Genomic DNA, 11,883 nt, shown 5'->3' on the forward strand with positions numbered 1-11,883 from the left:
GATGCCCTGCAAGCGCGTTTGACCAAGCGTGATCAGGAACGGGATTGGACCTGCTAGGTAGGGAACACGTGAGGTGGACACAGCAAAACTGGCCGCCCCTCTTGTGAAGGGCAGCCAGTGGCGTGTGTGATCGTAGCGTTAGGCTGTCGGTTTTGGTCGCTTGGTGAGGGGGCGCTTGGTGTAGGCCTTGCCGGGGAATGCCATCCAGCGCGGAAGCCATCCCTCGACCTTCTTGCGGCCGTCGCCCGTGAGGGCCTTTCGGATGATCTCTTTTTTCGACTTGCCGGTGCCGGTGAGGTAGCTGGCGGCGGCTTCCTTGCCGATGACTTCGCTCAACATGGCGTTGATGACTTCCCTGTCGCGGTTAAGGTCGAAGAAGGCATCATCGGGCTGCCACGTTTTGGCGATGTCGACCCTCATGGTTGCGCCGAGGACGTCGACGACGGTAGTGCCGAGGGCGAGGGTTTCGGCGGTGAGCGCGGCCAGGATGGCGAGCACGTCGTTGTCGGACAGGGTCTGCAGGTGTGCAAGGATGGCTGTCACCCGGGCGCCGTGGGAAGGGCTGCGGATGGCATCCTTGTCTGCCATGTAGGACGCATCGTGTTTCAGGTTGGGTAATAGCGCCTTTGCCGTGGCACGGATCTCCTTGAAAGCCTTGTCGGCCGGAAGATCCTTTACCGCTTTGGCGATGGCGTCGTTGGCTGGCCTGCGGTTTTCGGCGCTGATGGACCAGTGTTGCGAGCCGGCGATGAGCTGGGCAACGGCCAGCCGTAGCGCGAGGCTTGGAGTTTTGGCGAGTTCGGCCCTGACCGCTGAATGGCGCACAAGGTCGATGTAGTAGCCGAGAGGTTCGGACAATTCTGGGCGGGAGACGGTGTCAGCCTGATGCTCGGCGTCAACATCGCCGGTGGCGGTTTCCTTGTCCGCCTTGCGTTCCAGCTTTTTCATCTCCGCGTGTGAGATGAGGCCCTTGTGGACTTCAACCTCACCGTTGGATCTGACGCTGATGAAGACATGGCCGCCCTTGCTTTTAGAGAGCGAGACGTGGTTGTAGCAGTAGAAGGGCTGGCCGGGCTCGAGCAGGTGAACCCCGGACCAGCCGGATGCCTCGTGGGCGTCCTTCAGCTTGGCGATGGCGGCGTTCTGGAGTTTCCAGAACTGATCGGCATCGGTGAAGTAGGCATTGTCGCCGAACAGGTCGTTGGCAATGGGGGCCTTGTAATCGGCAAGGTCGAAGATGGCGACCTTGGTCTTGATGGCCTGACCGCCAAACAGCCATTCGCGCAGCATGTGCGGGTATGGCGCGTCGCCGTCCTTGTGGGCCTTGAGATAGGCCTTCTGCCGGGCCTTGGTTGCCATGGTCAGGATCTGCAATTCCTCAAGTGAGATGTCCTCGTTGCGGTAGAGGGCGCGGATTTCCGGAATGAGGTTTCCGATCGCGAGGCGGCGCTTCACGAGCTGCTCGGTGCATCCGAAGACGGCGGCGACCTCGGCGGTGTTCTTGCGGAGGTCGAAGGCCTTGGCGAAGGCTTCGTACTGGTCCATCTCGTTCATGGGAAGCCGTTCGACGTTCTCGATGAACGAGGCCTCGACGGCGAGCGCATCGTCGCCGGGTTCAAGGATAACGGCGGGCACCATGTCGGTGCCGGGGTGGCCGTCCTTGTGGAGCTTGCGGATTGCCAGCGTGCGCCGTTCACCGAAACAGACTTCGTGTGTACCGTCGGGTTGCGCACGAACCCCGATGGGCTGCAGCAGGCCGGTCGAGGCGATGGTGGCCGCAAGGGACTCGATGTCCTTGTCCTTGTGCTTCCGGACGTTCAGCTTGGTCAGCACGAGGCTTTCCAGGGGAACGTCACGGATGTCACGGCGGAACGGTCGCGGTGCCGGCAGGGCTGTAGCGGTGGCTGTCGTTTGGGCGGGTGCCTGGATGGTCATAATGGTTGTCCTTTGTTGGTGGGACGGTGTCGGCGGGGGCCACTCCCCCGCCTTCGCTTCTCCGTCACCCAACCCCCTTCCCTCCTCCTCCTCTGCCCTTGCGTGTCTGTGCTGCTGAAAAATGAGTCAGTGAGTGTGGCAAGGCCGATGGTGAGAGTTATTGTTTGTGGCCGAGGGAGGGTGGAGCCGTGTTGGATTTCAGTTTTTGGAATGAGCCGGAGGTTGTGTCAGCCCGCGCGGAGATCATCGCGTCGGCGGAAGCGTTTGAGGCGGGCAGCGGCGGGGAAACGGCTCTGGAACGCGCGGTCATTGTTTTCAATGCGGTGGTGGAGCAGGTGCGGACCCGCTTGGGGCATTATGAGAATGATGAAACCGACGATGGATTAAGCGACGAAGAGCACCGGATGGTGCTCGGGCGGCGTCTGGAGGATGCCAAGGTGCCGCCGCCGCAAATAGCAAACTTGGTGCGGGCTCGGGCGTGTTTGTTGGCGGCGGTGCGTGATCTGGACAAACCGTTGGGCAAGTGGGAGCGGGAGTTTATCTTCAATTGCTCATGCGGGGTCTACGAGACGGCTGGCATTGCGGCGCGGCGTGAGCAGAAGGAAAGGGAACGCGCATGGCGAGGGACCAAATCGGGGCGGCCGCGCCGGGCTTTTCGGCGGAGACCCGCGCCGAGTCGGCGCGGGCCATCAAGACTGAACAGAGCAAGTGGGAAGTGGTTGAGGCGCGGATAAGGGAGGTCGAAACACAGGGGAAAATAGACCGGGGAAAACGGCCCGCGCTCGATCTTGAAGGAGCTGCGACGGATAGGAAGAGGCAGCAGAAACTGAAACTATAGGGGCGGCTCATCGGCCGCCCTTGGAACTTTTGCCCCGATAATCCCAACGGCGGATGCCGAGCTTGAGGGCTTTGTCTGCGAAGTTGTCCTGGATGCCTGACCCCGGGAAGATGACGGCAGCGGTGGGGAGCTGCTCGAGCATGAAATCGTTGCGCTTGAACGGTGCTGCCTTGCCGTCGCGGGTGAAGTTGGGCGGGAACGGGTAGCATGAGACTTTGCGATTGGCGGCCCAGGCGTGGGCGATGGCTTCGGCGCCGGTTTTGTTGCCGCCATGGATGAGAACCATGTCGGGGTATTCTTTACGGACCTCGTCGAGAACGGCCCAGATGCGGATGTGATCATTGAAGTTGAGGCCCCCGACGAATGCGATCTTGGGGCCTTTGGGCAGGAAGATTTCGGTTTCGGCGCGGCGCTTGGCGGAGATGTAGTCACGGCTGTCCACCACGGCCGCGGTCATGGTCCGGCGGCTGACCATGGAGCCCGAGCTGGGGCGCCAGGCCGAACCGGTGCGGTCCTCGTACTCGGCGGCGGCGTGATCGCGCAGGCGTTCGAAAGCGGCGTGCTTTTCGAGAAGGGTTTGTCCTTTGTCGATCAGGCGCTCGAGCTGGACCGAGCGGATTTCGGAACCGTCCTGTTCTTCCTGCGCGCTGCGCTGTTTGGATTCGTTTTCGTCGAGGAGACGCTGGATGCCGTCAAGCTTGCGGTGGAACAGGTAGCAGAGCGACCACAGGAGGCTCTGGACATCAGGCTCAAGTGCGGTATCGGCAAAAGCATCGGACAGGGTGGCGAAAAGGTTGGTGACGACATTGTCGAGGGTTTCATCGGCGGGGAACGGGCGCTGTTCCTGGCCGTCCGCGTAGCCGTGAACATTGCCGTAGAGTGCGAGATTGCTGGTGACTCGGCCGGTGGCGGAGACGGACGCGAAGCCCGAGCGGTTTCTGAAACTGGACATGGATTGTGTCCTTCCCGTTGTTGGGAGGCCGGGGCCCTTCCCCGACCTTTCTGGCGAAACCCTTGCCAGAGGCGCGTTGCGGGCAGCACCGCGCGCCTCTTTGGGCGCGCGGCCGGAACGTCAGTGGAGGACGGCAGAGCCGTTGCGCCCGGACCCGGCTCTGGCCTCCTTCGCCAGCTCGAAAAGGCGGGAAGTGCCGTTCCGTCAACGGGAGCGTAGCAGGGACTTGTTTTGGGAAAGGCTCCTAGTGTGTCCGGGCCATCCGTGTGAGAAAGCGTTGCTTGTCATCGGGGACAAGCTGGCGGGCGAGCGCCGTCATGAGGTCTTCGACCGGTTCATGGACAAGCGCGGTGTTCCAATCGTCATTGCCCGGCGGGGTGAGCAGGCGAACGTCGAGGCCGTTGCCGGTGGTGACCTGTTTCAGCTGCTGGGCGGCCGCAACACCCGGGGCGCCATGGTCATGGGCGATGTAAAGGCGCTGCAACCCGGGTGGCGGGATGAAGAGGGTGAGATGGTTGGCGCTGGTGGCGGCGGCAACGGGCATCGCGGGCATGAGGGAACGCACGGAGAGCATGGTTTCCAGGCCTTCGCCGATTGCCATCACGTCCTCGGCGTTGCCGATGCGGATGGCATGACCGAGCAGGTCGCCTAACGAGCGTTTGGGTTGGTCGATGCGGGCTTTGCCGGTCCCGTCGGGAGCAAGGTAGAGGCGTTGCACGCCGGTGATGATGCCGGGGTTGTCGGTGACGGCGGCAATGATGGCGGGAAGCGCGATCCGGTGGCCCTCGTCGGTGACGTGATAGCAGCGTGGATGAAAGCGTAGCGCGGAAAGGTCAAGGCCGCAGGAGATGGCGCGGCCGCGCAGGTAGATTTCCCCGGGGGTGCCGAGAATTGGTTTTGAAGCTGCAAAGAGGCGTCGGGCTGCCTCTGCACTGTTGCCGGGTGCGGGCGCGCGCTCCGGAGGCCTCGCCGCGAGGGTGGGTTCGGAGAGGAATTGAAGGGCCTCCTCGCGGGCTTCCCGCCTGGAGATATTGAGGGTTAGCTGGATGATGTCGAGCAGGTCGCCATGTTCGCCGGTAGCGGCATCGGTCCATTTGCCAGCCGCGCCTGGGCCATAATCTGGACCGGTCAGCCGCACGTACATGGAGCGGCCTTTGGTGTTGAAGGCGTCGCCGCCAACCCAGTAGCGGCCATTGCGCTTGCCGTTTGACAGGTAATGGGCGCAGACGGCTTCGGCGTTGCGGGCAAGTCGTTCGGAGATTTGGCGTATGGAGAGGGTCATGTCGGTATCTTGTCTTTGACGGTTACCGTGGGACGCGCCTCTTGCACCTCCCTTCCCGGTTTACCAATCCGATCCCTCCTCTCTTGCTCTCGCTGCCCGCGAAGATGGGCTTTGTTGTTTGACACAGCGAGTCGCCACGGGGCACGGCGAGTATTGCTCTATGATGGCGGGCAGTCGTGTCATGGGTACGTGTTGCGAGGACGGGCCACTTTCTTCACGTCACTTGCGGAAGCGATCGAAACCCGAAGGGCCGAGACCCGCGCCTTGGCATGCGGGGCTCGGTCGCGCCGCCAGTCCTTGGCCGGCGCGAGAGAGCGCGGCCCTCCCGTAGGGAGGGAGCCGCCCATGCTGGTGCCTTACAGAAGAAAAATGTCTGCTTTCAGATTTGCATACGACAATGAGCTAGCCGGGCTTGATGCGCGCTATATTGCCCAGAGCGGATCGTACTGCGGGTCTCTAGTCGAATAACCGCAGAATGTTCTGAGAACTGGAGTTCGCAATTCCAAGCGCTTGAATGGCGAGTTGCTCCTGTACTTGCAAGGCCTTCAACTTGGCAGACTCCTCGTTCAGGTCAGCGTCGACAAGTTGGCCGATCCCGCGGTTGTTGGCGTCGATCAGGTTTTTTACGAAGTCCTTATTGGCCTCCACTCGCGATTTCGCCGCGCCAACGACGGACGCTGACAGGGTGATCTCGTACAACGCAGAGTCAACCGCCTTCAGGTAGTTGCTCAAAATCCGTGTCCGCGACGCGCGAAATGTCGATGCTCGAGACCGGCATTGCAGCGCTGCCAAGCTTATGCGCGCGAAATTTGAGGTACTCACACTCGTGATCATGTTATCTCCATTCGATACGACAGGATTTATCACAGACATGCTGACAAGCTGTTTTTCCGGTGCGATTGAATTGATAGGTTCCTGGCGTCTTCCATACGCAACATGACCTCCGCGGATCCGGGGCACACGCGATATCGACACTGTAGATGTCAGTTTCTGGCCCGTCGCTGACATTTGCCGCTTCGGCAGGTTCGTCCCAGAAGCCGACATCTGTATCGCCATGATAGGCGACGCGCAGCTCATCGCCGACTACGTCTGCTTGTGTGGGTATCGCGTCAGATTTCGATCTTCTCCGCGATCTCTATCGCGTCTTCGACTTCAATGCCGAAATAGCGAACCGTGTTCTCGATCTTGGAATGCCTAAGCACGAGCCGAACCGTTCTCGCTGTCGCGGCTCTGCTGCTTGCCTACGAGCACCGCATCCACATCTTCACCGGCAACGTCCTCCTCATCCTGCTCGCGCTGTGCATCGGCATGCACCACTTCATGCATGGCGGTCATAACGCAGCTCCGCCTTACGGCCTTTGGTCCTCGTGGTTCTCAATTCGGCGATCTTCACCCGCTTCGCCTTTATGTGCGTCACCCGTAGTACGTAGGTTTGGTCCTGGTGATGTTCGGATTCCTGATACAATGGCCGACGTTGCTCACGCTCGCCAAGTTTCCGGTGCTGGTGTGGATGTGCGTGCATTTGGCGCGACAGGAAGAAAAGGAAGTGCAAGCGTAGTTCGGTGCAGCCTATAGCGAGTACGCGCGCCGCGTACCTGCCTTCGTGCCCCATCTTTTCAAGGGGCTGGCACAGAGCCGAGCTGAACCTGCAAATCAAAGCCCTGTCATTTTCTAGATTTGCCATCGGGACAATATGGACAGCCAGTATCAGTGGGGTGGCCCTCACGCCCGGCGTCATGATTGGTGCCGGCATCGATCCACGGCGTTGCTTTGGCAGGACAAAGGCCAAGAGCTGAATGCTCCTGGCCAAATGCGTGAGGCTGAGACCAGTTCTCAATCCCCTTCAAAGACGTCTGAGCCGATCGGCGAAGGAGCTTCTGGCGGATAATGATAGGCTTGCGCCACGGTCGCCCCTGCCAACATTCCAAATAGAGCAGCGACGATAAACAGGTGTTTCATGATCCGATCTCCTCGTTTTTGTACTACTGATCGACACAAGAAATGAGTTTCCTGTGTCGAGCACCACTTACAAATAGGTGAGATCGAACAACAACGCTCTCGATCAACGGTAACAGCAGGTAACGAACACCCGGGTTGTTACACTATGTTACCAATCAGATGTTTGGTCGATGTCAACCGCCGCATATACCTGCGCGATACACAGCATCGAGACCGTTTTGGAATGAAAAAGAGCCAGCCACACATCCTCGTGGTCGACGACGACCAAGACATTCGAGTGCTCGTGGCACGGCAATTGAGCAAGCATGGCTTTGCCGTAGACGTGGCCGCCGATGGCATGGAGATGCGCAAGATCCTCGGAACAGCGCGTATCGACCTCGTCGTCCTCGACCGCATCATGCCGGGCGAGGATGGCCTCATTCTCTGTCAAAAACTGCGAAAAAGTTCCAATATCCCCGTGATCATGCTGACGCTTTTGGGATCTGAAACGGACCGCATTGTGGGACTGGAGATGGGAGCCGATGACTACCTCCCAAAGCCGTTCAACCCTCAGGAGTTGGTTGCCCGCATTCGTGCAGTACTTCGGCGCGCTCATGAACTACCTATTGACGCCCCCCGATATCGCGATCGGCGCCTGCGCTTTTCAGGGTGGACACTTGATGCGCGCGCGCGCCGACTGACAGCGCCAGATGGATCAATCGTTACCCTCACCGACGGCGAGTTCGACCTGCTTCAAGCGTTCGCAGAACGCGCTGGACTGGTGCTCAATCGCGATCAACTCCTGGACCTGACAAGCGGCCGACAGCCGGGTGTCTTCGACCGAAGCATCGATATGCAGATTGCACGTCTGCGCCGCAAGCTTGCGGCATATGTCGACGCGAACGAAATCATAAAAACCGTCCGGCAGCGTGGCTACATGTTTGCCGCGGACGTGGAAGAGGCTACTGAATGATACGGCATCTCGATACACTTCGGGGCCGCGCCTTTATCCTTATCTTCGCGCTCCTCATTGCCTCGAACGCGGCAGCCCTTGCGCTCTACTCATACCTACACAACGACGCGATGGATACATTGCACGATGCAATGTTTGCGGAACAGGTGGCTATTGTGGTGCAGCTCATGGACAGGTTGCCTCCGAGCCATCGCTCAGAAGTCGCGGCGGCGCTCACGGGCACCATGCTGGATGTTTCTACGGAGAACATTGAGCCAGTAGCGACGCCAGAAAAAGAGAGTACGCGAGCTGGCCGCATTTCCCGCCTGATCAACACGTTCCTGGACCGCGCACCAAGTGATACCATCGGCGTTCGGCTCGAAGAGAGTGACAATGATGGTCGGAATAATTTCGCGCCACTATTTCCGGCTAGGCTCAATCTGGCTTCAGAGGAACCTATCGAGCGCGTCCTGCAGAATGTATATTTTCAGGGCAGTGTAGAGGTGGCGGCAGAACTTACGGACGGGGCTGGGGTGTTGGTGACCGGGAGGCTCCTCGCCGTTCCGCACTTTTCTTGGGCCCAAATGTCCCCCTCGCTCCTCGCATTGACCGGATCTGCACTAGTCATCGCATTCTGGCTGCTCAGTCGCTTCATCACACCCTTGGTTCTGCTCGAAGGAGCTGCACGACGGCTTGCCGAGGATATCAATGCCCCCGCTCTGCGCGAATCCGGCCCCTTCGAAGTGCGGTGTGCAACGGCCGCCTTCAACGGGCTACAGACACGAATCAAACAATTGATTTCTGACCGTTCTGCCACAGCCGCTGCAATTGCACACGACCTCGGCACACCCGTCACCAGGTTGAGATTGCGCGCGCACGAGATTGAGGACACCGAAGTCCGAGATCACATTTTGTCCGATCTGGATCAGATGCAGCGGATGATTGCCGGAGCTCTCGACTTCACAAGATTGGATTTCGAAACCGAGAAAGCCCAAAAGGTGGACCTCGTGACATTGGTGGAAAGCGTTTGTTCCGACCTTGCCGAAGTAGGTAAGCCGATCGCTTTCCAAGCCGAAGGCCGGATTATTCTGACAACCAAACCGACGCTGCTTCGGCGGGTTATCGTGAACATTGCAGAAAATGCCGTGAGCTATGGAAAGCAGGCAAACGTCACTCTCTTGTCCGAAGACGGGCGCGTGACAATCGCGATCCATGACAATGGACCTGGAATGAGCCGAGCGGATTGGCTGGAAGCAGTCAAGCCATTTCGACGGTTGCAAGAGAATAGCTACGCGTCCCACGGCTCGGGACTGGGGTTGACCATCGCGCGACGGATCATAGAGGATCTTGGCGGCAGTATTGAGCCTATCAAGGACCAACTTGGCCGATTTGGCGTTGCGATACACGTGCCACGGCATGCCACCGTGGGGAGCAACAATTAAATGAGTATAGTGATAGCTACAATCTCTGCGGTCCTGCACGGTCAAAGGCCAGTGGCTGAATGGCACCACGACGTTCAATCATCATTGTCACAACGGTAGAGCAGTTTGACGGAATCACTGGGAATTACTACCATTCGGGCGAGTTGCAATAAGCGCAATGCGCATTGGAACAAACTGGCTATGACACGTTTCGCTAATCTGTGGACCGTTGTCGCGCTTTTTAGCGCAAGCCTGTTGTTGTCCGCGATTCTCATCAGCGCTCCCGCCTTGGCGCATGCTGGCGGTCATCATCATGCGACTTCAGCCGCCATATCGGCGTCTCATGCTCAAATCGCCCTTTTCAAGAGCGAGGTGCAGACTGGACGAAAAGTCGCCGAAGCACGTGCAGCAATTTTTGCCGACAACGGCACTTATGGAATTCTCCCTTGCGACCATAACGGTGGTTTTTCGTCCTGCTGTGGCGTTGGTTGCCATGGCGGGCCTGTGCTCGCCGCGGCTGATTTAAACCTTGGCTTGCCTGAGAGTACCGCTGTGCTCGTCAGGCCACCGGAACGTGTTTTACGATCCGATGTAGTGTTCGGTCTAAAGCGGCCACCGCGAAACTAGCTCCTCAGCTTTCGCTGTTCTGACGGGTCAATCCGCAATTGTATGTGCGGCACACCTGTCTCATTCACTCATACATTTGCAGTTGTTGGCCCCGAGTTCTCTTAGGCGGAGACCCGGTAGATTGCCGACGACAACAGCCCAATTGATGATCGACATGAAAGCCAGAAAACAACACGCACTGCGGATTCCGCTGCTCTTCGCAACGGCGCTCGCCCTTTCAATCACTCTTACGGGTTGGCGGGAAGGTCCCGAACCGATCGGCGTCGGGCCACATCCCGCAGACCCTCAAGTCACCGTCCCGCCGGCACGCTATCTCTCTGTCATGGATGGCATGCGGGACTACGAGATTGTGCAGCCAAAGCCGTGGGGAAGTGTCAACGAAGAGGTCGCACCCAAAAAGGAGTAGCCGAAGATTGTCCCGAGGGAAGGACACAAGTGGACGAACTATTGGGGGACGACGTGATGACGAACGGAACCAATCGCCGGAATTGGCGACGGCTATGGATACCTATGTTGAGTATGTCAGTCTTACTAAGTGGCTGTGCCAGTTTTTCACCCGATGGCGGAATGAGCGTCGTTGAGGGAATCACAGCCGGCGAGCTTCAAAAAGACGTCCGGAAGATTACTAGCGAGACCGAGGCTGCCGAGGTCCGCGCTCGCGTAAAGTCGATGCTGAGCGGGACACTTTCGGCCGATCAGGCTGTGCAGATAGCCCTGCTAAACAATCGCGGTCTGCAGGCCGCTTTCAACGAACTCGGGGTGTCCGAAGCCCAGATGATCGAAGCAAGCCTGCCGCCAAGCCCGACCATTTCCTTGGCGCGGTTGTCTGCGGGTGGACTTGCGCTCGAAATCGAACGTAGCGTACTCCAGAACGTCCTTGGCCTCCTGACCCTGCCACGACGCAGGGAGATCGCGGAGATCCAGTTCCGACAGGCGCAGCTGCGGGCAACGAACGAGGTCCTGAAAACCGCCGCCGAGACGCGCCGCACGTACTACCGCGCCGTGGCAGCCGGCCAAACCGTCATTCTGTTGAAGAAAGCCCGTCTAGTAGCTGAATCTCTCTCAGACCTAGCGACAAAGCTCGGCGAGACGGGCGCGCTCAATCGGATCAATCAAGCGCGCCAGCACGAATTCTATGCCCAGGTCTCGCATCAGCTTGCGGTAGCCATACTACGGCATCGCACAGAACGTGATCGCTTGGCCCGGCTGATGGGATTGTGGGGTGATGACGTCAAATACCGCCTGCCCGATGAACTAAGAGTGCTTCCCGGCAACGCCATGCGCCGTGAAGAGATCGAATCGGAGGCCGTCGCCTCTCGTGTTGATCTTCAACTGGCACGCCTGGAACTTGAAAGCTTAGCTAAGTCCTACGGACTGACGCGAGCCACACGCTTCATCAATGTCCTAGAAGTCCGCGCAATGAGCAACTCGGAGTGGGATCGCGTCGTAGAGAACGGTACATCCTCAACCGAAAAGCTGCCCTGGCGCGGTTTTGAAGTTGAGTTCCAGATCCCCATTTATGATTTCGGAGAAGCTAGAACGCGAGGAGCTGCCGAAGCATACCGTCGGGCTATCAATCGTCTCGCGGATAAAGCCATCAATGTAAGAGGCGAAGCGCGCGAGGCCTATCAGAGTTATCGCGGTGCATACGATATCGCCAAACTGTACAGCGGCAAGCTCGTCCCCCTCCGCGACGTCATCTCCGAAGAAATGCTCTTGCAATACAACGGCATGCTTGCCGACCTTTTTGAACTTCTCGGTGACGTCCGCGCCCGCAACCAAACCAACGTTGCGGCTATAGAGGCGCTGCGGGACTTTTGGCTTTCAACTGTTGATTTGCAAACGGCCGTTGTCGGTGGGGGCGGAGATGCCGCCCTCATTGGAGAAGGCGGAGCGCAAATGGTGGCTGCCGATTCCGGCGGCGGTCATTAGCTGAAT

Annotated in this window: 12 protein-coding genes; 7 read left to right on the forward strand and 5 right to left on the reverse strand. The window is 58.9% G+C overall.

Annotation, left to right across the window (positions count from 1 at the left end):
* Window positions 1–138: 138 nt before the first annotated feature.
* Complete coding sequence (locus tag K5845_RS20230; RefSeq protein WP_287959856.1) at window positions 139–1,935, reverse strand: ParB/RepB/Spo0J family partition protein; 1,797 nt, start codon at window positions 1,933–1,935, stop codon at window positions 139–141.
* A 188-nt stretch (window positions 1,936–2,123) separates the two neighbouring features.
* Between K5845_RS20230 and K5845_RS20235 the strand changes: the two genes are divergently transcribed.
* A complete protein-coding gene (locus tag K5845_RS20235) occupies window positions 2,124–2,669 on the forward strand; it encodes a hypothetical protein (protein WP_287959857.1) in 546 nt (181 codons plus the stop codon).
* 111 nt (window positions 2,670–2,780) lie between these two features.
* Here the strand turns inward: K5845_RS20235 and K5845_RS20240 are convergent, their stop codons facing one another.
* The 3 genes from K5845_RS20240 to K5845_RS20250 form a co-directional block, all read right to left on the reverse strand.
* Window positions 2,781–3,725, reverse strand: coding sequence for an SLOG family protein (locus tag K5845_RS20240; protein ID WP_287959858.1), 945 nt, complete (start codon window positions 3,723–3,725; stop codon window positions 2,781–2,783).
* Between the two features lie 244 nt (window positions 3,726–3,969).
* Complete coding sequence (locus K5845_RS20245) at window positions 3,970–5,007, reverse strand: DUF7146 domain-containing protein (protein WP_287959859.1); 1,038 nt, start codon at window positions 5,005–5,007, stop codon at window positions 3,970–3,972.
* Window positions 5,008–5,463: 456 nt separating this feature from the next.
* The gene (locus K5845_RS20250; RefSeq protein ID WP_287959860.1) at window positions 5,464–5,841 is read right to left on the reverse strand and encodes a flagellin; all 378 of its coding nucleotides are present in this window, start codon (window positions 5,839–5,841) and stop codon (window positions 5,464–5,466) included.
* 339 nt (window positions 5,842–6,180) lie between these two features.
* Between K5845_RS20250 and K5845_RS21285 the strand changes: the two genes are divergently transcribed.
* Window positions 6,181–6,582 carry a DUF2933 domain-containing protein gene (locus tag K5845_RS21285; protein WP_502814151.1) on the forward strand — a complete coding sequence of 134 codons (402 nt, stop codon included), beginning with the start codon at window positions 6,181–6,183 and terminating at the stop codon, window positions 6,580–6,582.
* 258 nt (window positions 6,583–6,840) lie between these two features.
* Here K5845_RS21285 and K5845_RS20265 read toward each other — a convergent pair whose 3' ends face one another.
* Entirely contained in the window at window positions 6,841–6,966 is a 126-nt protein-coding gene (locus tag K5845_RS20265; protein WP_287959862.1) for a hypothetical protein, read from the reverse strand.
* A 223-nt stretch (window positions 6,967–7,189) separates the two neighbouring features.
* On the opposite strand from K5845_RS20265, the gene K5845_RS20270 reads away from it, so the two are divergent.
* The 5 genes from K5845_RS20270 (at window position 7,190) to K5845_RS20290 (ending at window position 11,877) form a co-directional block, all read left to right on the forward strand.
* A complete protein-coding gene (locus K5845_RS20270; protein WP_287959863.1) occupies window positions 7,190–7,918 on the forward strand; it encodes a response regulator in 729 nt (242 codons plus the stop codon).
* Window positions 7,915–9,339 carry an ATP-binding protein gene (locus tag K5845_RS20275; protein WP_287959864.1) on the forward strand — a complete coding sequence of 475 codons (1,425 nt, stop codon included), beginning with the start codon at window positions 7,915–7,917 and terminating at the stop codon, window positions 9,337–9,339. The genes K5845_RS20270 and K5845_RS20275 overlap by 4 nt, the downstream gene beginning before the upstream one ends.
* A gap of 180 nt (window positions 9,340–9,519) precedes the next feature.
* Window positions 9,520–9,945 (forward strand): hypothetical protein, encoded by a 426-nt coding sequence (locus tag K5845_RS20280; protein ID WP_287959865.1) that lies wholly within the window; start codon window positions 9,520–9,522, stop codon window positions 9,943–9,945.
* A gap of 121 nt (window positions 9,946–10,066) precedes the next feature.
* Window positions 10,067–10,351 (forward strand): hypothetical protein, encoded by a 285-nt coding sequence (locus K5845_RS20285; protein WP_287959866.1) that lies wholly within the window; start codon window positions 10,067–10,069, stop codon window positions 10,349–10,351.
* A gap of 161 nt (window positions 10,352–10,512) precedes the next feature.
* Window positions 10,513–11,877, forward strand: coding sequence for a TolC family protein (locus tag K5845_RS20290; RefSeq protein WP_287959867.1), 1,365 nt, complete (start codon window positions 10,513–10,515; stop codon window positions 11,875–11,877).
* The last annotated feature ends 6 nt before the right edge of the window (window positions 11,878–11,883 follow it).

Origin of the sequence: Filomicrobium sp. (assembly GCF_025698805.1) — a bacterium.
Taxonomy (GTDB): Bacteria; Pseudomonadota; Alphaproteobacteria; order Rhizobiales; family Hyphomicrobiaceae; genus Filomicrobium; species Filomicrobium insigne.